This window comes from Cupriavidus sp. CPT47-8839-RL05A (assembly GCF_058792255.1).
On sequence record NZ_JBYTEG010000025.1, the window covers coordinates 38,318 to 56,052 of the forward strand.

The 17,735-nt window shown below is 68.2% G+C and carries 19 protein-coding genes; 11 read left to right on the top strand and 8 right to left on the bottom strand.

Annotation, left to right across the window (positions count from 1 at the left end; all coding sequences use genetic code 11):
* Nucleotides 1-30: 30 nt before the first annotated feature.
* Nucleotides 31-522: an acetolactate synthase small subunit gene (gene ilvN, locus AC3WVS_RS26140; protein ID WP_010809144.1), complete on the bottom strand. Its 492-nt coding sequence runs from the start codon at nt 520-522 to the stop codon at nt 31-33.
* The gene (locus AC3WVS_RS26145; RefSeq protein ID WP_492320926.1) at nt 522-2,285 is read right to left on the bottom strand and encodes an acetolactate synthase 3 catalytic subunit; all 1,764 of its coding nucleotides are present in this window, start codon (nt 2,283-2,285) and stop codon (nt 522-524) included. The genes ilvN and AC3WVS_RS26145 overlap by 1 nt, the downstream gene beginning before the upstream one ends.
* Nucleotides 2,286-2,663: 378 nt before the next feature.
* Here AC3WVS_RS26145 and AC3WVS_RS26150 point away from each other — a divergent pair, with 378 nt between their 5' ends.
* The 10 genes from AC3WVS_RS26150 to AC3WVS_RS26195 all read left to right on the top strand — a co-directional run bounded on the left by AC3WVS_RS26150 (nt 2,664) and on the right by AC3WVS_RS26195 (nt 10,147).
* Nucleotides 2,664-3,230: an RNA polymerase sigma factor gene (locus tag AC3WVS_RS26150; RefSeq protein ID WP_492320927.1), complete on the top strand. Its 567-nt coding sequence runs from the start codon at nt 2,664-2,666 to the stop codon at nt 3,228-3,230.
* Complete coding sequence (locus tag AC3WVS_RS26155; protein WP_492320928.1) at nt 3,227-3,658, top strand: DUF3619 family protein; 432 nt, start codon at nt 3,227-3,229, stop codon at nt 3,656-3,658. Before AC3WVS_RS26150 ends, AC3WVS_RS26155 begins: the two co-directional genes overlap by 4 nt.
* A gap of 1 nt (nt 3,659) precedes the next feature.
* Nucleotides 3,660-4,439 carry a DUF3106 domain-containing protein gene (locus tag AC3WVS_RS26160; protein ID WP_492320929.1) on the top strand — a complete coding sequence of 260 codons (780 nt, stop codon included), beginning with the start codon at nt 3,660-3,662 and terminating at the stop codon, nt 4,437-4,439.
* Between the two features lie 120 nt (nt 4,440-4,559).
* Entirely contained in the window at nt 4,560-5,096 is a 537-nt protein-coding gene (locus AC3WVS_RS26165) for an RDD family protein (RefSeq protein WP_492320930.1), read from the top strand.
* Entirely contained in the window at nt 5,093-6,073 is a 981-nt protein-coding gene (locus AC3WVS_RS26170; protein WP_492320931.1) for an esterase/lipase family protein, read from the top strand. Before AC3WVS_RS26165 ends, AC3WVS_RS26170 begins: the two co-directional genes overlap by 4 nt.
* 119 nt (nt 6,074-6,192) lie before the next feature.
* Nucleotides 6,193-7,167: a UDP-2,3-diacylglucosamine diphosphatase gene (locus AC3WVS_RS26175; protein WP_492320932.1), complete on the top strand. Its 975-nt coding sequence runs from the start codon at nt 6,193-6,195 to the stop codon at nt 7,165-7,167.
* A 61-nt stretch (nt 7,168-7,228) separates the two neighbouring features.
* Complete coding sequence (locus AC3WVS_RS26180) at nt 7,229-8,350, top strand: glycosyltransferase family 4 protein (RefSeq protein ID WP_492320933.1); 1,122 nt, start codon at nt 7,229-7,231, stop codon at nt 8,348-8,350.
* A complete protein-coding gene (locus AC3WVS_RS26185) occupies nt 8,277-8,762 on the top strand; it encodes a diacylglycerol kinase (RefSeq protein WP_492320934.1) in 486 nt (161 codons plus the stop codon). The genes AC3WVS_RS26180 and AC3WVS_RS26185 overlap by 74 nt, the downstream gene beginning before the upstream one ends.
* A 102-nt stretch (nt 8,763-8,864) precedes the next feature.
* Nucleotides 8,865-9,566 (top strand): TetR/AcrR family transcriptional regulator, encoded by a 702-nt coding sequence (locus AC3WVS_RS26190; RefSeq protein WP_492320935.1) that lies wholly within the window; start codon nt 8,865-8,867, stop codon nt 9,564-9,566.
* Complete coding sequence (locus AC3WVS_RS26195; RefSeq protein ID WP_492320936.1) at nt 9,563-10,147, top strand: LOG family protein; 585 nt, start codon at nt 9,563-9,565, stop codon at nt 10,145-10,147. The genes AC3WVS_RS26190 and AC3WVS_RS26195 overlap by 4 nt, the downstream gene beginning before the upstream one ends.
* A 24-nt stretch (nt 10,148-10,171) precedes the next feature.
* On the opposite strand, the gene AC3WVS_RS26200 is transcribed toward AC3WVS_RS26195, so the two are convergent.
* From AC3WVS_RS26200 to AC3WVS_RS26220, 5 genes are all read right to left on the bottom strand, one after another.
* Nucleotides 10,172-10,768, bottom strand: coding sequence for a DUF924 family protein (locus AC3WVS_RS26200; RefSeq protein WP_492320937.1), 597 nt, complete (start codon nt 10,766-10,768; stop codon nt 10,172-10,174).
* Nucleotides 10,769-10,811: 43 nt separating this feature from the next.
* Nucleotides 10,812-11,228 carry a group II truncated hemoglobin gene (locus AC3WVS_RS26205; RefSeq protein WP_010809157.1) on the bottom strand — a complete coding sequence of 139 codons (417 nt, stop codon included), beginning with the start codon at nt 11,226-11,228 and terminating at the stop codon, nt 10,812-10,814.
* A gap of 26 nt (nt 11,229-11,254) precedes the next feature.
* Entirely contained in the window at nt 11,255-13,861 is a 2,607-nt protein-coding gene (locus tag AC3WVS_RS26210; protein ID WP_492320938.1) for an ABC transporter permease, read from the bottom strand.
* A 75-nt stretch (nt 13,862-13,936) separates the two neighbouring features.
* Nucleotides 13,937-14,539 carry a DUF4126 domain-containing protein gene (locus tag AC3WVS_RS26215; RefSeq protein WP_492320939.1) on the bottom strand — a complete coding sequence of 201 codons (603 nt, stop codon included), beginning with the start codon at nt 14,537-14,539 and terminating at the stop codon, nt 13,937-13,939.
* A 121-nt stretch (nt 14,540-14,660) separates the two neighbouring features.
* Nucleotides 14,661-15,758, bottom strand: coding sequence for a substrate-binding domain-containing protein (locus tag AC3WVS_RS26220; protein ID WP_492320940.1), 1,098 nt, complete (start codon nt 15,756-15,758; stop codon nt 14,661-14,663).
* Nucleotides 15,759-15,902: 144 nt separating this feature from the next.
* Here AC3WVS_RS26220 and AC3WVS_RS26225 point away from each other — a divergent pair, with 144 nt between their 5' ends.
* Complete coding sequence (locus AC3WVS_RS26225; protein WP_492320941.1) at nt 15,903-16,736, top strand: ABC transporter substrate-binding protein; 834 nt, start codon at nt 15,903-15,905, stop codon at nt 16,734-16,736.
* Between the two features lie 26 nt (nt 16,737-16,762).
* Here the strand turns inward: AC3WVS_RS26225 and AC3WVS_RS26230 are convergent, their stop codons facing one another.
* Nucleotides 16,763-17,710, bottom strand: a complete 948-nt coding sequence (locus AC3WVS_RS26230) for a LysR substrate-binding domain-containing protein (RefSeq protein WP_010809162.1) — start codon at nt 17,708-17,710, stop codon at nt 16,763-16,765.
* Nucleotides 17,711-17,735 lie beyond the last annotated feature (25 nt).

Sequence of the window (17,735 nt, forward strand, 5' to 3'; positions counted from 1 at the left end):
GTGAAGCCGTATGGGTGAGCCGGGGCCCGGTCAGACCTTCAGGATGCGCTCGCCGCGGCCGATGCCCGAGCCGCCGGTACGGACGGTCTCGAGGATGGCGGTGCGGTCGATGGCGTCCAGGAACGCATCGAGCTTGACGCCGTTGCCGGTCAGCTCGATGGTGTAGGTCTTCTCGGTGACATCGATGATGCGGCCGCGGAAGATGTCGGCGGTGCGCTTCATTTCCTCGCGCTCCTTGCCCACCGCGCGCACCTTGACGAGCATCAGCTCGCGTTCGATGTGCGCGCCTTCGGTCAGGTCGACCACCTTGACCACTTCCACCAGGCGGTTCAGGTGCTTGGTGATCTGCTCGATCACGTCATCCGAGCCGGAGGTGACAATGGTCATGCGCGACAGCGAGGCATCCTCGGTGGGTGCCACGGTCAGCGTCTCGATGTTATAGCCGCGGGCCGAGAACAGGCCCACCACGCGCGACAGCGCGCCCGGTTCGTTTTCCAGCAGGACCGAAATGATGTGACGCATTACAGGTCCTCCGCGCCGAGCAGCATTTCGGAAATGCCCTTGCCCGCCTGGACCATCGGCCAGACGTTTTCGGTGGGATCGGTCTGGAAGTCCAGGAACACGGTACGGTCCGTCAGGCGGAACGCCTCGCGCAGCGCCGGCTCGACGTCCGACGTCTTCTCGACGCGCATGCCGACGTGCCCGTAGGCCTCGGCCAGCTTGACGAAATCGGGCAGCGCGTCCATGTAGGAGTGCGAGTAGCGATTGTCGTACTCGATTTCCTGCCACTGGCGCACCATGCCCAGGTAGCCATTGTTGAGCGAGCAGATCTTCACCGGGGTGTCGTACTGCAGGCAGGTCGACAGTTCCTGGATGCACATCTGGATCGAGCCTTCACCGGTGATGGTGACGACTTCCTTCTCCGGGAACGCCTTCTTGATGCCCATCGCGTACGGCAGGCCCACGCCCATCGTGCCCAGGCCGCCGGAATTGATCCAGCGGCGCGGCTCGTCGAACTTGTAGAACTGCGCGGCCCACATCTGGTGCTGGCCGACGTCGGAGCAGATGAAGGCATCGCCCTTGGTCAGTTCCCAGATCTTTTCCACCACGTACTGCGGCTTGATGATCTCGGAGCTGCGGTCGTACTTCAGGCAGTCCACCGAACGCCATTGCTCGATCTGCTCCCACCATTTGGCGAGCGCTTCGCGCTTGGGCTTGATGTCGCTGGCCTTGATCTGGGCGATCAGTTCCTGCAGCACGTCCTTGACGTTGCCGACGATGGGGATGTCGACCTTGACGCGCTTGGAGATCGACGACGGATCGATGTCGATATGGATGATCTTGCGCGCCTGCGAGGTGAAGTGCGCCGGGTTGCCGATCACGCGGTCGTCGAAGCGGGCACCGATGGCGATCAGCACGTCGCAGTTCTGCATGGCCATGTTGGCTTCATACGTGCCGTGCATGCCGAGCATGCCGACGAACTGCTTGCTGGTGCCGGGGAACGCGCCCAGGCCCATCAGCGTGTTGGTCACCGGGTGGCCGGTCAGCGCCGCCAGCTGGCGCAGCTCGTCGCTGGCATTGGCCAGCACCACGCCGCCGCCGGTGTAGATATACGGACGCTCGGCACCTTGGAGCAGGGCCACGGCCTTGCGGATCTGGCCCGAGTGGCCCTTGTTCACCGGGTTGTACGAGCGCATGTCGATCGACTTGGGGTACTCGTACTTGCAGGCATTGCGCGAGACATCCTTGGGGATGTCCACTACCACCGGGCCCGGACGGCCGGTCGCGGCAATGAAGAACGCCTTCTTGATGGTCGCGGCGAGGTCGCGCACGTCCTTCACCAGGAAGTTGTGCTTGACGATCGGGCGGGTAATGCCGACGGTGTCGCACTCCTGGAAGGCGTCCTGGCCAATGGCGTGGGTCGGCACGTTGCCGGTGATCACCACCATCGGGATCGAGTCGAGGTACGCGGTGGCAATGCCGGTGACGGCATTGGTCACGCCGGGACCGGAGGTCACCAGTGCCACGCCCACCTTGCCGGTTGCCCGTGCATAGCCGTCTGCGGCATGGACCGCGGCCTGCTCGTGGCGCACCAGGATGTGCTCGAACTTGGTTTGCTTGTGGAGCTCGTCGTAGATATACAGCACTGCGCCGCCGGGGTAGCCCCAGACGTACTCGACGCCTTCTTCGGCAAGTGCGTGAACGAGAATTTCCGCCCCGATCATTTCGGGTGCGGCAGATGAATTGCTGTCTGCGTGGGAGAATTCCGCGCTGGGCATGTTCATTTCAGTCCTTTGCAATTTTCGGCAAAAAATTGTTTGGATGCTCTCTGCCGGGCTTGTGGCTCGGGTTCAAGCGGTGCGCGTCTGCATGGAAGACCGCCTCATAAGCGGCCGGATGAGACAACCACTGATGTCGTGTGAACCGACGATGATACTGCAATGCACCAGCGCGGTCTACGGTTGTTTTTGCCCTGCGCATGAGGGATTTTCCCGAGTGCGGCGGATCTTTTGCGCGCCGCAATGTATTTGCAGCAATACAAAGTGGTACAGGGGGTCGTTTTTTTGCTAGCATCGCAGCACCTCGAATGTGCCACGGGCCGTACGCAGCACATTCACCAGAACCGGGCATTTGTCCCGCAGCAACGAGCCGCAACCGCCTGAATGGCCACCGACCAGGAACTGTCCGATTTTCTTGCCAGCGTCGAGCGCCGCGCCTTCAAGCAGGCCGTATTTGCGGTCCGCGACGACGACGCCGCGCTGGACATTGTCCAGGACGCCATGATCAAGCTGGCCGAGAAGTACGGAGACAAAGACGCCGCCGAGCTGGCGCCGCTGTTCCAGCGCATCCTGCAGAACACCATCCACGACTGGTTCCGCCGCCAGAAGGTGCGCAACACCTGGGTCTCGCTGTTTTCCAGCCTGCGCGACGACCGCGAAGGCGACGACAATGACCTGCTTGAGACGCTGGAGGCACAGGCTGGCTCTGCATCGGCCGAAAGCAGCGCCGACAAGGTCGAGCGCGCCCAGGTCATGCACATCATCGAGCAGGAAATCCAGCGCCTGCCGACGCGTCAACGCGAGGCATTCCTGATGCGTTACTGGGAAGATATGGACGTCGCCGAAACCGCCGCCGTAATGGGGTGCTCCGAAGGCAGCGTCAAGACGCACTGTTCCCGTGCCACGCATACACTTGCGCAGGCCCTGCGCGCACGGGGGGTCCGACTATGAGCAGAAACGAAAAAGAAATCCGCGAACGCCGGTTTGCCCAAGAGATTCGGGCGGCACTCGATGCCGGCACCGACGACCTGCCGGCCGACATCACCGAACGGCTCGCCGCTGCGCGCCGGATGGCGGTCGCCCGCAAGAAGGCCGCGGCACCCGTGCTGGTCCCGCAACTGGCCATGCCCGGCGCGCACGTCCCGCTGTTTGATGAAGACAGCTCCCCGCTGCACCGCGCCGGCGCCTGGCTGCGCCGCCTTGGCCTGATCTGGACGCTGGTGGCGCTGGCCGCCGGCCTGATCGGCATCTATCACTGGCAGGAGCAGAAGCGCATCGAGGAACTGGCCGATATCGACGCCGCCATGCTGCTCGACGATCTGCCGCCCACGGCCTACGCCGACGAGGGCTTCCACGTATTCCTGAAGCGCGGGCAATAGCATGGCGCGCGCAATATTCCACCCCGACGCCTTGCGCCGCCGGCTGGCCGCGCTGCTGGCCGGTGCCGGCGCAGCCGCCTGCTGGGGCCTGCTGCCGCCCGCGGCGCATGCCCAGGGGGCTTCGGCGGTGACAGCGCCTGCGGCCGCGCAGGCAACCAATGCCCGGCCGGCCTGGGCCGATCTGAGCCCGGTCAACCAGCGCATCCTGGCCCCGCTGCAGCCGCTGTGGGACAGCCTGCCGGAACTGAACCGCCACAAATGGCTGCGCATCGCCGAGCGCTACCCCAAGTTCTCCCCGGCCGAGCAGGCCCGGCTGCAGGCTCGCATGGCGGAATGGGTCAAGATGACCCCGCAGCAACGCCGGCTGGCGCGCGAGAACTACCAGATCACCCGCTCGCTGCCGGCCGAGAAAAAGGCCGAGGCCTGGGACAAGTACCAGCAGCTGCCTGAAGAGCAGAAAAAGAAGCTGGCCGCCACCGACCATGTGCCGCGCCGCCCCGGCGCTGTCAGCGCGCTGCCCAGCGGCAAGCGCCTGCCCAGCGACACCAGCCGCCAGTTCCACCGCGAGCCGAAAGCGGCCAGCGCCGCAGCGGGTCGCAGTGGCCACGCTGCCGGCATGCCCGCCAGCGAAGCCCAGGCGCAACCGGCCTCCGCGCCCGCGGCCGTGACCGCCGCCGCGGCGCCGGCTGCTTCGGCACCGGCAGCGCTCGCCGCACCGGCATCCGCAGCCGAGGCCGCCACCGAAGCGGCCGCGGCTTCCGACGCCACCGTGCGCCAGTAATCCCCACGTCATTTGGCATAATGGCCGTCTCACGCCGGCCAGCGCAGCAAGGCCGGCCCCGACTGACCCGCGCCGGCACCGCCATGCCCCCGTGCGCCAGCCCAGCCTTCTTCGCCTTCCATGCCCGCTGCCACCCTCGATCCCAACCCCGCCGCAGCCGCCCGCCCCGCCGCCCCGCCCTTGCGCCGACGCATCGCCTGCATGCTCTATGAGGGCGTGCTGCTGTTCGGCGTGCTGAGCGCCTCGACCGCTGCCTACCTGCTGGTGCAACCGCTGCTGCAGAAGCTTGGCGTGGACGGGCCGCTCGTGATCCAGGTGTGGAGCTTCCTGGTGATGGGCCTGTATTTCACCTGGTTCTGGCAACGCAACGGCCAGACCCTGGCCATGCAGACCTGGCGCATGCGCGTCGAGAACGCCGCCGGCGTGCCGCCGCGCTGGCCGCAAGCGGCGCTGCGCTACGTGCTGGCATGGCTGTGGCTGCCGCCATCGGCGGCAGTCGGCCATATGCTGGGGCTGGTCAAGGGGCCGTTCGTAGCGGTGCTGTGCGCCGGCCTGCTGGTCTGGGTCCTGCTGGCGTGGCTGGATCCGCGCCGCCAGTTCCTGCATGATCGCCTGGCCGGCACGCGGCTGACCGACCTGCGCCCGCCCAAGCCATGAGCCTGTCGGCTGCCGGCATCCGCCGCCTTGCGGTGACCTTGCAGGCGGCCGCCGCGCTGGGCATCGCCGCCGGGCTGGTGCAACTGGCCGGCTGGCCATGGCCCGGCGCGGTCGCCGCCGGCGTCGCGGCCATCCTCGGCAGCTTCGCCAGCGGCATTGCCTTCGCCTTCGCCCTGAGCGGGCGCGGCCTGTGGGTCGGGCGCGGCAATCACCCGCCCGCACCACCGCTTGAACTCGCCGCCACGCGCCGGCCGCTGCGCCTGCCTGAGGCGTTGCGCTGCTTTGCGGCCGAGTGCGTGGCCGTGCTGCGCATGTTCGACTGGCTGCAGCCGTTCCGCGCGCACGCTCCTTATGCCGCACCGCTTGACGCCCTGCCTGGCCGCGACGCCCCGCCGGTGCTGCTGGTGCACGGCTACGCCTGCGGGCAGGCCATCTGGCTCGACATGCAGCCGGCACTGGCCGCCGCCGGCTACCGCTGCGAGGGGATCGAGCTCAAGCCGGTGTTCGGCGACATCGACGACTACGCCCGCACGCTGCTGGCCGCCATGCGGCGCATCACAGCCGAGGCCGGACGCCCGCCGCTGCTGGTCTGCCACAGCATGGGCGGGCTGGCCGCGCGCGCCGCGCTGCAGCTGGCGGGCGACGAAGACGTCTGCGCCGGCGTGGTGACGCTGGGCAGCCCCCACCACGGCAGCGCGCTGGCGCGCTTTGGCGGCGGCCCCAATGCGCGCCAGATGCGTTGCGGCAGCCCCTGGCTGCGCGCGCTCGCCGCCGCGGAAACCCCGCGCCGCCGCGCGCGCATGATCTCGATCTTCAGCTGGCATGACTCGATCGCCGGGCCGCCTTGCACCGGCTGGCTCGACGGCGCCGGGCATATTGCGCTGGCCGGCATCGGTCATGTCACGCTGCTGCGCCATCCCGCCGCGGTGCGTGCGGTGCTGGACGCACTGGCCGAGCTGTCCGCCCGCGGGCACTGACACCTGCGCCAGCCAGGACTGTTCCACTTCCGCCACGATTCATATGTCAGTCATGTTTCCGTCACGGCACCGTCATCGCGGGCTGGCTGAATGCAGCCATCGCCGCAACCGGGACAGCCATGGTGCAAGCAATCCGATCTGCCCGCGGGTATTTGTCGAAGACCGCGCAACTGACGCAATGGCTGCGCCGCAGCCCTGACAGCGACAGCGCCGCGCCGCTGACCGCCTTCATGGCGCCGGCCCTGGATGCCGCGCTGGCGCCCCAGCGCGAACAGCAGCAGACCTACCCGCCCGAGCCGCACCCGATCCAGCGCTACCGCGCCATCTGGCTGTCGGACATCCACCTGGGCACGCCCGGCTGCCAGGCCAACTACCTGCTGGACTTCCTCAAGCACAACGAGTCCGACCAGCTCTACCTGGTCGGCGACATCATCGACGGCTGGCAGCTGCGCCGCGGCTGGTACTGGCCGCAAAGCCACAACGACGTGGTGCAGAAGCTGCTGCGCAAGGCGCGCAAGGGCACTGAAGTGATCTACGTTCCCGGCAACCACGACGAGGCCGCGCGCCAGTTCGACGGGATGGCCTTTGGCGACATCACCGTGCGCGAAGAAGCCGTGCACGTCACCGCCACCGGGCGCCGGCTGTGGGTGGTGCACGGCGACCTGTTCGACGGCGTGGTGCAGCACGCGCGCTGGCTGGCCTACCTCGGCGATTCGCTGTACACGGTGATCCTGGCGCTGAACCGCCACTTCAACCGGCTGCGCGCGCGCCTGGGCTTCCCCTACTGGTCGCTGTCGCAGTTCCTCAAGCACCAGGTCAAGAACGCGGTCAACTACATCGGCGCCTTCGAGAGCGCGATGGTCGATGAAGCGCGCCGCCGCGGCTGCGACGGCGTGGTCTGCGGCCATATCCACAAGGCCGAGATCCGCGAGGTCAACGGCCAGCTCTACTGCAACGACGGCGACTGGGTCGAAAGCCTGTCGGCACTGGTCGAGACCATGGAAGGCGAGCTGAAGATCGTCTACTGGACCACGCTGCTGGACGCGCCGGCCCCGGCCACGCGCCGCCGTCGCCGCGCCGCCGTGGCGGGCTGATCCCGGCCTGCCACCGTTTGCCCCAACCGCATTGCCCTTCCACCGCGCCCGAGGAGGCTGCATGAAGATCCTGATCGTCACCGATGCCTGGGAACCGCAGGTCAACGGCGTGGTGCGCACGCTCAAGTCCACGCGCCGCGAACTCGAGGCCATGGGCCACACGGTCGACATGATCACGCCGCTGGAATTCCGCACCGTGCCGTGCCCGACCTACCCCGAGATCCGCCTGTCGCTGTTCCCGGCGGCGCGCGTGCAGCGCCGCATCGAGGCCTTCGCTCCGGATGCCCTGCATATCGCCACCGAAGGGCCGCTGGGCCTGGCCGCGCGGCGCCACGCGCTCCGCCGCCGGCTGCCCTTCACCACCGCCTATCACACGCGCTTTCCGGAATACGTGCAGGCACGCTTCGGCATCCCGCTGGCGTGGACGTACCGCTTCCTGCGCTGGTTCCACGGCCCGGCCCAGGCGGTGATGGCGCCCACCCCGGTGGTGCTTGACGACCTGCGGCACTATGGCATCACCAACGCCGTGCTGTGGACGCGCGGCGTGGACCTGGACGTGTTCACGCTGCAGCGCCCCAACGTGCTCAACACCGCCCACCCGATCTTCCTGTACGTGGGCCGCGTGGCGGTGGAAAAGAACGTCGAGGCCTTCCTGGCGCTGGACCTGCCCGGCTCCAAGTGGGTGGTCGGCGACGGCCCGGCGCTGCCGGCGCTGCGCGCGCGCTATCCGGGCGCCAACTACCTGGGCGTGCTGAGCCAGCCCGAGCTGGCCCGGGTGTATGCTTCGGCTGATGTGTTCGTGTTCCCGAGCCGCACCGACACCTTCGGGCTGGTGCTGCTGGAAGCGCTGGCCAGCGGGCTGCCCGTGGCCGCCTATCCGGTCACCGGCCCGATCGATGTGCTGGGCGACAGCCCCGCCGGCGCGATGCACGAAGACCTGCGCGAAGCCTGCCTGGAAGCGCTGCGCATCGACCGCGCCACGGCCCGTGCCCACGCCGAGCGGTTCTCGTGGCGCGCCGCCTCCGAGCAGTTCCTGGCCCATCTTCGGCCGTTCGCTGCCGGCAAGCCAGGCCGCGACAGCGCAGCGGCCCAACCCGCCCCGCAAAACCATGTCCAAACCCCATCCGGAACTGCCGTCCGACCCGCCTCTGCAGAGGCCGCCGCAGGCAATCCAGAGCGCTGACTATTCGATCGAGCAGAACCCCCACAAGGGCAACCGCGGCCTGACGCGCGCCTGGCATGCGGCCATCAATTCGCTGTCGGGGCTGCGCTATGCGGTGCTCGAGGAAAGCGCGTTCCGCCAGGAGCTGACGCTGGTGGTAATCCTGGCGCCGTGGGCATTCCTGCTGCCGGTGGACGTGGTCGAGCGCATCCTGCTGCTGGGCACGCTGCTGGTGGTGCTGATCGTCGAGTTGCTCAATTCCAGCGTCGAGGCGGCGATCGACCGCATTTCGCTGGAGCGGCACAGCCTGTCCAAGCGCGCCAAGGATTTCGGCAGCGCCGCGGTAATGCTGGCGCTGGTGCTGTGCGGCGGCACCTGGGTCGCCATCGCCGGGCCGCACGTGGTGCGCTGGGTGCGGGCGCTGGCGGGCTGATCCGTCACTCGCCGGGGATGCCGGATGGGGTGGCCGGGCCGATTGCTTATAATCGCTAGCCTGCCCCCCGATTTACCGATCGCACCGATCGCCCGGACGCCCATGGAACCGAAACCGCAAACCGGCCCCCGCCGCACCAGGGACCGCATCCTCGACGTCTCGCTGCGCCTGTTCAACGAAGTCGGCGAACCCAACGTCACCACCACGACGATTGCGGAAGCCATGGAGATCAGCCCCGGCAATCTCTACTACCACTTCCGCAACAAGGACGACATCATCAACTCCATCTTCGTGCGCTTCGAGCAGGAGATGGAGCGGCGCCTGAAGATGCCGGACGACCACAAGGCCACGCTGAACGAAAGCTGGGGCTACCTGCAGTACATGTCCGAGTTCCTGTGGAACTACCGCTTCCTGTACCGCGACATCAACGACCTGCTGGCGCGCAACCGGATGCTGGAGACCAACTTCAAGCGCATCGTCGAGCAGAAGAAGCGCTTTGCGCACGAGATCTGCCGCCAGTTCATCGACGACGGCGAAATGGAAGCCACGCCCGAGCAGGTCGAGGCCATCTGCACCAACATGGTGGTGATCGCCACCTACTGGCTGTCGTTCCAGTTCGTGCAGCATCCGCGCCAGTACAACGACCCCGAGCAGATCCGCGGCTACCTGCACGGATCGAGCTACCACATCTTCTCGATCCTGGCGCCCTACCTGCGCGGCCGGGCCCGGGACGCATTCGACCAGCTGGCGCGCGACTACGCGGCAGCCAAGGCCGCAGCCGACGCGGCAAAGGAAGCAAAGTGAAATCGGTCTGCGTGTATTGCGGCTCCAGCCCCGGCAACCGTCCTGAATACGCCGAAGGCGCGCGCCTGCTCGGCCGCACCCTGGCCGAAAGCGGCCTGGCGCTGGTGTACGGCGGTGGCAAGGTGGGCCTGATGGGCATCGTCGCCGACGCCGTGATGGAACATGGCGGCAACGCCATCGGCATCATCCCCGACGCGCTGATGCAGAAGGAAGTCGGCCACCGCGGCCTGACCGAGCTGCACGTGGTGCGCAACATGCACGAGCGCAAGCAGATGATGGCGGATCGTGCCGACGCCTTTATCGCCATGCCGGGCGGCGTGGGTACCTTCGAAGAACTGTTCGAGACCTTCACCTGGCTGCAGCTGGGCTACCACGACAAGCCGGTGGGCCTGCTGAATGTCGGCGGGTTCTACGACGGCCTGCTGGGTTTCCTTGCGCACGCGGTGCAGGAAGGCTTCATGAAGCAGGTGCATGCCGACCTGCTGCATGTGGCAGACACGCCCGCCGGCCTGCTGGGCCAGCTGGCGGCCGCGCCGCGCGTGCGGGTCGACAAGTGGCAACAGGCGCGCGACAAGACCTGAGCGCGCCCCTGCAGCCGGCCTGGTTCAGAACGACGAGCCCGGCTGCCGCAGGAACGCCAGTTCCTGCTCGGTGCTCTGCCTGCCCAGCACCGCATTGCGGTGCGGGAAGCGGCCGAAGCGCGCGATGATCGCGCGGTGCTTCCCGGCCCACTCCACCACATCCACCACCCCGCCGCTGGCCTCGCGCAGCTGCGTCATCAGGCGCACCGCCTCGTCCTGGTCCTCCAGCGCCTCGGAATGCTCGAACGGCATGTAGCAGAACATGCGGTGGTAGTCCGTCGGCAGCTTGCGGTCCATGCCGGTGGCGACGATGCGCCTGGCCAGTGCCAGCGCCAGCGCATCGCTGCCGAAGCTGCGCGGATCGTTGCGGAACATGTTGCGCGGGAACTGGTCCAGCAGCACCACGCGCGCGCAGGCGCCCTCTGGCGTGACCGACCAGTCGTCCGGTGCCCCGTCGCAGGCGACCTGCCAGTCGGACAGGAAGTTGGTGCGGATCTGCGCATCGAAGGCGTCCGACTTGGTGAACCATTGCGGGCGCTCGGTATTCCAGGCGGCCGACCCGGGCTGGCCGAACCAGAAATCGAGCAGACGCAGGGCGTCTTCAGGCAGTTGGTCTGTCATGGGCCGGGAAACCTTTCGGTTGAAAGAAGGGAGCAGCGGCGCCTCAGCGCGCCACGTTGCGCATCCAGTCGGCGGTCTGGAAGAAGGCCTGCATCAGGCGCAACTGCAGGTCTTCGGACAGGCCGATGTCCTGCATTGCCAGCGCCATGCAGCGCATCCACTGGTCGCGCTCGCTCACGCCGATCTCGAACGGCATATGGCGCGCGCGCAGGCGCGGATGGCCGAAGCGCTCGATAAAGTGGTTGGGGCCGCCCAGCCAGCCGCACAGGAACCAGAACAGCTTGTCGCGCGAGCCCTCCAGCGAGGGCGGGTGCAGCGCACGCAGTCCGGCGAACTGGGTCTCCAGGTCCATCAGGTCGTAGAAGCGGTCGACCAGCTCGCGCACGCGCGCTTCGCCGCCCACCAGTTCAAATGCGGTCACCTCGGCCGTGCCGGGCTTGTCGTTGGATTCAGTACTCATCACACACTCAGTCTGCGCAGGCTGCCTCAGGCATCACGCAAGGTCGCCAGCGCGGGCTGGCGCAGCACTTCGCGCAGGCCCAGCCAGCCGCCGGCAAAAGCGCACAGCATGCCAGAAACCACGCCCACCGGCACGATCCAGGCATTGAAGCGGTACGGGAAATCGAAGACGAACTGCGACAGGCCCCAGCCCACCGCGATCGCGCCAAGGCTGGCCAGGAATCCGGCCAGGCCGCCCACCACCAGGAACTCGGCGTACTGGGTCTGGCGCACCAGCGCGGCCGAGGCGCCCAGCGCCTTGAGCAGGCCGGCGTCGCGCATGCGCTCGTCGCGCGCGCCGGACAGCGCCGCGTACAGCACGGTGACGCCCGCGGCCAGCGTAAATACAAAGAGGAACTCCACCGCCGCGATCACCTGGTCCAGGATGTCCTGGATCTGGCGCAGGATCAGGTCGGTATTGACCACGGTGATGTTGGGGAAGGCCGCGATCAGCCGGTTGCCCAGCGCCGTGCTGGCGGGCGGCAGGTGGAACGACGTGATGTAGGTCTCGGGCAGCCCCTGCATCGCCTGCGGCGGCAGGATCACGAAGAAATTGACGCGCATCGAGCCCCAGTCCAGCTTGCGCAGCGAGGTCACGCGGGCCTGCACCGCCTGGCCGGCAACGTCAAAGCGCAGCGTGTCGCCCAGCCGGATGCCCAGCGTCTTGGCGATGCCCTCTTCCACCGAGGCGCCGGCGTCCGGGCCGTTGGACCAGCGCCCGGCAATCACGCGGTTGCCTTCGGGCAGCGCATCGGTATAGGACAGGTTGAATTCGCGCTCGACCAGGTTGCGCGCGCGCCCGTCCTCGAAGCTGTCGCCGCGGATGGCGCGCTCGCCGATATGAGTCAGGCGCCCGCGCACCATCGGGTAGAGCAGGTCGTTGATGCCGGCGCCGGCCAGCATCTGGCGCAGCGGCTCGCGCTGGTCCGGCTGGATATTGATGATGAAGCGGTTGGGCGCGTCGGCCGGCGTGGCCTGGCGCCAGGAATCGACCAGGTCGTTGCGGGTCATGCCGAGCAGCAGCAGCGCCATCAGCCCCACCGCCAGCGCCACGGTCTGCAGCACCGTGACCGCGCGGCGGCGTTCCAGCACCGCCAGCGCAAAGCGCCAGCCCATCGCCGCGCGCCCGCGCAGGCGCCCCCGCAGCAGGCGCGACAGCAGCGTCAGCAGCGCCAGCGCCAGCACCGCGAAGACCACGCCCGCGGCGACAAAGCCGCCCGCCGTGGTCAGCCCCAGCCGCAGGTCGCGCGCCGCCACCAGCAGCAGCGCGACAAAGGCGCCCAGGCCCAGCACATAGGCCACCCAGGCCGACACCGGCGGCAGCCCGATATCGCGGCGCAGCACCCGCAGCGGCGCCACCCGTGTCAGCGCCAGCAGCGGCGGCAGCGCGAACCCGGCCAGCAGCACCAGCCCGGCCAGCACGCCCACCAGCGCCGGCAGCAGCGACGGCTGCGGCAGCGACACCCGCAGCAGCCCGCCCAGCGACAGCAGCAGGCCATAGTGCGCCAGGTACCCGAGCAGCACCCCGGCGAGCGCGCCCGCGGCCCCCACCAGCAGGAACTCCAGGCCGAAGGCGCGCAGGATCTGCCCGCGCGACAGCCCCAGGCACTTGTAGACCGCGCAGGCATCGGTGTGGCGCTGCATATAGCGGCGCGCCGACATGGCGATGGCCACCGCCGCGATCATCGACGACAGCACCGCCACCAGCGACAGGAAGCGCTCGGCGCGGTCCAGCGTGGCACGCATCTGCGGCTGGCCCGACTCCAGCGACTCGACCCGCGTATTGCGCAGCTTGCGGCGTCCGATCTCGTCCTGCGCCCATTTCTGGAAGGCAGCGCCCGCGGCGTCGGGGCCGGCCACCAGCAGCCGGTAGGTCACGCGGCTGCCCCAGCCGATCAGCCCGGTGCTGTCCAGGTCCGACAGCGGCATCAGCACGCGCGGCGCGAAGTTCATGAAGCCGGTGCCGCGATCAAGCTCCTGCGTGATGATGCGTTCGATGCGGAAGCTGCGGCTGCCCAGTTGCAGGGTGTCGCCCACGGCAACCCCCAGGGCGCCCAGCAGCGCCTCGTCGACCCATACCGTGCCCGGCGCCGGAATGCCTTCGGCGGGCGCATCCGGCGCCCCCGCCGCACTGGCTACCTTGAGCTTGCCCCGCAGCGGATAGCCGTCGGTCACCGCCTTGAGCGCGGCCAGCTGGCTGGGCGCGTCGCCGCCGGCCGGCGCCTTGCCGTTGGCAGTAGCCATGCTCGGGAAGGTGACGGTCTGGGCCACGGCCAGCCCCGCCGCTTGCGCACGCTGCGCGAAGGCGGCATCGAAAGGCTGGTCAGCCACCAGCAGTACGTCGGACGCGATCATCTGGCGTGCGTCGCGCTCCAGCCCCAGCCGCATGCGGTCGGCCATGAAGCCCACGCTGGTCAGCGCAGCCACGGCAAGCACCAGCGCAAACAGCAGCAGGTAGAGCTCGCCGGCCAGCCAGTCGCGCCGGGCCATGCGCAGCGCCTGGTGCCAGGCGGAGAAGCGGCCGCCATGCGCGGGACGCGTGCCGGCGGGGTTGGCGGCCGTGGCCGGGGCTTCGATGGCGGACTCGGGAGGCATCGGTTGGTTGGTTCTTGGTTTCTGGCGGCGGCGCGCCTCGGGTCAGTCGAAAAAAAAGCGGAAATGGCCGGGAAGCTAGCGAGGTGTGCCAGGCCGCTCAGACCTGCCGCGCAGGCTCGCATGCAGCCGGCGCACGCCGCGCCACAATTTCGGCAGCAGCCACACCGACACCAGCAGGAAGACCACCAGCAAGACCAGGAACACCACCGGCAGGAAAAACGCCAGCAGCAGGCTGCCGGTCGCGGTCAGGTCTTCAGTGAATGAGGCCGTCCAATTGGAGAACGGTTCCGGCGACACATTGATCAGCGCGCGCGTGCCCGCCTTGACCGCATGCGCGGTGCCGGCCAGCGTGCCGCCGATCAGCCCTGCCGCCACCATCCACTGCGGATCCAGCTGGCCGAAGGCGGCGGCGGCCAGGATCGCGCCGGCGGGGATCCGGATAAAGGTATGGATGCCGTCCCAGACGGTATCGAACGCGGGCACCTTGTCGGCGACGAATTCGGCCACGGCCAGCACGGCGGCCACGCCGATGACCCACCAGGATTCCAGCGGCTGCAGCCCGGGCGGCAGGTCCAGCCAGCCCAGGCGCGCCAGCACGCCGGCGGCCAGCACCGCAAGGTAGAGGCGAAAGCCGCTGGCCCAGGACATGCCCGCGGCCAGCGCGGCGGTTTCCAGCATGGCGCTCCTTGCAAGGGTCTGGCGCAAGCCGATGCAAACCGCGGTGCGCCTGGCAGGGAGTGTAATACGGACCGGGCCGCGCAGCCGCGCGCCCGTCGGCGTCATGCCGCCTGGCTGGCCCTCAGTTGTCTTCCTTGCCGCCCGGCCCGAACCACGGCAACGCCTCCTGCGGCGTCAGGATACCGGCCGGCTCGGCCATGGTGTAGCCGGGCAGCGCCTCGATGCGCCGGGCAAAGGCCGGATCAGCCAGCAGGGCCAGCAGCGCTGCCATCCAGCCGGCGGTCTGGTCGTTCTTGCGCAGCGCCAGGTAGTAGGCCTCGCGCGTCAGCGGCACAAAGGCGAGCCCGTGGGCCTCGGCATTCATGCGCAGCCCGAAGCCCACCTGCGCGCGGCCGCCGTGCACGGCCTCGGCCACCTTCTCGTTGCTGAACTCGGTCTCGTCGTAGCCGGCGATCTGGTCGGAGTACAGGCCCTGCGCGGCCAGCAGCTGGTCGAACAGCATGCGCGTGCCCGAACTGCGCTGCCGGTTGACGAAGCGCGCCTGGGTGCGCGCCAGGTCGCGCAGGTCATGCACCTCGCGCGCCACCTCCGGCGCCAGGATCAGGCCCTGCTCGCGCCAGGCCAGCCGCAGCAGCCGCACCGCGGCCGGCCGCAGCCACTTGCGCAGCGTCACATGCGCGACCGAGCCCGCGGTCTGCACCGGCGAGACATAGAAGCCGGCCAGTTCCGACTGCCGCTCCTGCAGGCAGATCAGCCCCTCCACGCTGCCGCAGAACACCGTGTCGAGCTGCAGCGAGGTTCCTGCCTCGCCCAGCGCGGCGGCCAGCACCTCCACCGCCGGGTCATGGCTGCCGGTGAAATGCACCTGCGACTGCGGCTGCTGGGCATCGTCCAGCTCGGCAACGAAGTCGGCCATGGCCTTCTGCACCACCGGGTCGACCGATTCGCGCAGGCGCAGCTCGGCGCGCAGCAGGCGTTCGCCAAAGCGGGTCAGCGAGGCACCGCGGCCGCGCTCCATATCGAGCACGCTGCGCCCGAGCATTTCCTCCCAGGCCCGCATCACGCCCCAGGCATGGCGGTACGACAAGCCGATCTCGCGCGCGGCGCGGTGCAGCGAGCCGGTCTCGCGCACGGCCTTGAGCAGTTGGAAGACCTTGCCGTTGGCGCGCGGATTGTCGTCGGGCGCGATCACGGGGAACAGGTCAAAGCGGAAGGTCATATGTCATCCGCAGCATATTTACTTGTCGATCTCGGCTGGACCACAATGAATACCCCATTCTTATGTTCTTTTGCCGCATTCTCCATGAGATCGAAAGGCAAAAGCAATTATGTCTGAAAAAACATAATACAAAGGAGCCACCGCATGTCGCCTCGCCTTGCCCAACGCCTGCGCCGCCCAGCGCGCCATCTCGTTGCGATTGCCTGCGCAGGCCTGCTGTCGGCGGCCCATGCCGGGGAACTGAAGCTGGCCACCACCACCAGCACCGAGAACTCGGGCCTGCTGAAATACCTGCTGCCGCGCTTCGAGCAAAAGGCAGGCGTCACCGTCAAGGTGATCGCGGTCGGCTCGGGCAAGGCCATGAAGATGGGCGAGATGGGCGACGTCGACGTGCTGCTGGTGCATGCGCGCAAGATGGAAGACGCCTTTGTCGCGGCCGGCTACGGCGTGAACCGCCGCGACGTGATGTACAACGACTTCATCGTGGTCGGCCCGGCCAGCGACCCGGCAGGCGTCAAGGGCGGCAAGGACGTGCTGGCGGGGTTCCGCAAGCTCGCCGGCAGCGGCAGCAAGTTCATCTCGCGCGGCGACAACTCCGGCACCGACGTGATGGAGAAGGACTACTGGAAGCAGCTCGGCATCGAGCCCAAGGGCCAGCCGTGGTACGTCAACGCCGGCCTGGGCATGGGCGAGGTGCTGACGATGGCCGCGCAGATGCCGGCCTATACGCTGTCGGACCGCGCCACCTACGGCGCCTATCGCGCCAAGACCGGCCTGGCCATCGCCATCGAAGGCGATCCGAAGATGTTCAACCCGTACGGCATCATCGCGGTCAACCCCGCCAGGCATGCGGGTATCAACCACACGGATGCGATCAAGCTGGTGGAGTGGATCACGTCAAAGGAAGGACAGGATGCGATTGCCGGGTACCAGGTGGAAGGCGAGCAGCTGTTCTTCCCGAGCTACAAGGCAAAGTAAGCTCCTCGCCTGCTGCCCCGGCCCGCTCAGCCGGCCTCTGCCTCCAGCCGCGGCAACTGCGGCAGGTCCGCCGCCACCTCGGCGATCATGCGCCGGATCCACATCACATCCGGCGCCGCGTGGCAGCGCTCGTGCCACAGCTGGTAGAAGCGCATGCGCGGGAACGACACCGGCGAGGGCACCATGCGGATCGGCAGGTACTGCGCGTAGTGCGCGGCAAACTGGCGGCCGGTGGTAAAGACCATATCCGTCTTCATCAGCACATACGGCACCAGGCCGAAATACGGCAGCGTGACCTGGATGTTGCGCTTGTAGCCCTGCTCGGCCAGCGCCTGGTCGATCATGCTGCGCTGCATCGACGCATACGGCGCCGGGGCCAGGTGCGGCATCTCCAGGTAGTGCTTGAGCGTCAGCCCCTTGCGCGCCAGCGGATGCTGGGCGCCCAGCATGCACACCACCTCGTCGTCGAACAGCGGCGAGATATGCAGGTGCTCCGGCGGCGACAGCCAGTTGCCGACCACGATATCGAGCTGCCCCTGCTCCAGGTCGTCCAGGAAGTCCGACGACGACGTCATCGGATGCACGAACAGCTTGGCGCCCGGCGCCAGCCGGCGCACGCGTTCGACGATATTGGGCAGGAAGAAGGCGTCCAGGTAGTCCGGCGCGCCCAGGTGGAAGGTGCGCGTGGTGGTAGCCGGGTCGAACTGCTGCGGCGGGCGCGCGATGCGGTCCATCGCCGCCAGGCTCTGCTCGGCCAGCGCCAGCAGTTCGCGGCCGCGCTCGGTCGGCACCATGCCGTTTTTGCCCCGCACCAAAATGGCATCGCCGGTGATCTCCCGCAGGCGCTTCAGGGTATTGCTGATGGCGGGCTGGGACTGGCCCAGGCGCACGGCCGTGCGGGTCACGCTCTGCTCGGTCAGCAGGGTGTGAAGCACCCGCAGCAAATATGTATCGAGATGGTCGCGTCCGTGCATGGCGATGGCGGCCCTCCGGCGGGGG

What these genes read in the sequence shown, in the direction of transcription:
- AC3WVS_RS26225 (WP_492320941.1), top strand. Translation starts at nt 15,903, where the DNA reads ATGTCGCCTCGCCTTGCCCAACGCCTGCGCCGCCCAGCGCGCCATCTC.
- AC3WVS_RS26190 (WP_492320935.1), top strand. Translation starts at nt 8,865, where the DNA reads ATGGAACCGAAACCGCAAACCGGCCCCCGCCGCACCAGGGACCGCATC.
- AC3WVS_RS26230 (WP_010809162.1), bottom strand. Translation starts at nt 17,710, where the DNA reads ATGCACGGACGCGACCATCTCGATACATATTTGCTGCGGGTGCTTCAC.
- AC3WVS_RS26170 (WP_492320931.1), top strand. Translation starts at nt 5,093, where the DNA reads ATGAGCCTGTCGGCTGCCGGCATCCGCCGCCTTGCGGTGACCTTGCAG.
- AC3WVS_RS26180 (WP_492320933.1), top strand. Translation starts at nt 7,229, where the DNA reads ATGAAGATCCTGATCGTCACCGATGCCTGGGAACCGCAGGTCAACGGC.
- AC3WVS_RS26185 (WP_492320934.1), top strand. Translation starts at nt 8,277, where the DNA reads ATGTCCAAACCCCATCCGGAACTGCCGTCCGACCCGCCTCTGCAGAGG.
- AC3WVS_RS26145 (WP_492320926.1), bottom strand. Translation starts at nt 2,285, where the DNA reads ATGAACATGCCCAGCGCGGAATTCTCCCACGCAGACAGCAATTCATCT.
- AC3WVS_RS26200 (WP_492320937.1), bottom strand. Translation starts at nt 10,768, where the DNA reads ATGACAGACCAACTGCCTGAAGACGCCCTGCGTCTGCTCGATTTCTGG.
- AC3WVS_RS26160 (WP_492320929.1), top strand. Translation starts at nt 3,660, where the DNA reads ATGGCGCGCGCAATATTCCACCCCGACGCCTTGCGCCGCCGGCTGGCC.
- AC3WVS_RS26215 (WP_492320939.1), bottom strand. Translation starts at nt 14,539, where the DNA reads ATGCTGGAAACCGCCGCGCTGGCCGCGGGCATGTCCTGGGCCAGCGGC.
- AC3WVS_RS26210 (WP_492320938.1), bottom strand. Translation starts at nt 13,861, where the DNA reads ATGCCTCCCGAGTCCGCCATCGAAGCCCCGGCCACGGCCGCCAACCCC.
- AC3WVS_RS26205 (WP_010809157.1), bottom strand. Translation starts at nt 11,228, where the DNA reads ATGAGTACTGAATCCAACGACAAGCCCGGCACGGCCGAGGTGACCGCA.
- AC3WVS_RS26175 (WP_492320932.1), top strand. Translation starts at nt 6,193, where the DNA reads ATGGTGCAAGCAATCCGATCTGCCCGCGGGTATTTGTCGAAGACCGCG.
- AC3WVS_RS26220 (WP_492320940.1), bottom strand. Translation starts at nt 15,758, where the DNA reads ATGACCTTCCGCTTTGACCTGTTCCCCGTGATCGCGCCCGACGACAAT.
- AC3WVS_RS26165 (WP_492320930.1), top strand. Translation starts at nt 4,560, where the DNA reads ATGCCCGCTGCCACCCTCGATCCCAACCCCGCCGCAGCCGCCCGCCCC.
- ilvN (WP_010809144.1), bottom strand. Translation starts at nt 522, where the DNA reads ATGCGTCACATCATTTCGGTCCTGCTGGAAAACGAACCGGGCGCGCTG.
- AC3WVS_RS26150 (WP_492320927.1), top strand. Translation starts at nt 2,664, where the DNA reads ATGGCCACCGACCAGGAACTGTCCGATTTTCTTGCCAGCGTCGAGCGC.
- AC3WVS_RS26155 (WP_492320928.1), top strand. Translation starts at nt 3,227, where the DNA reads ATGAGCAGAAACGAAAAAGAAATCCGCGAACGCCGGTTTGCCCAAGAG.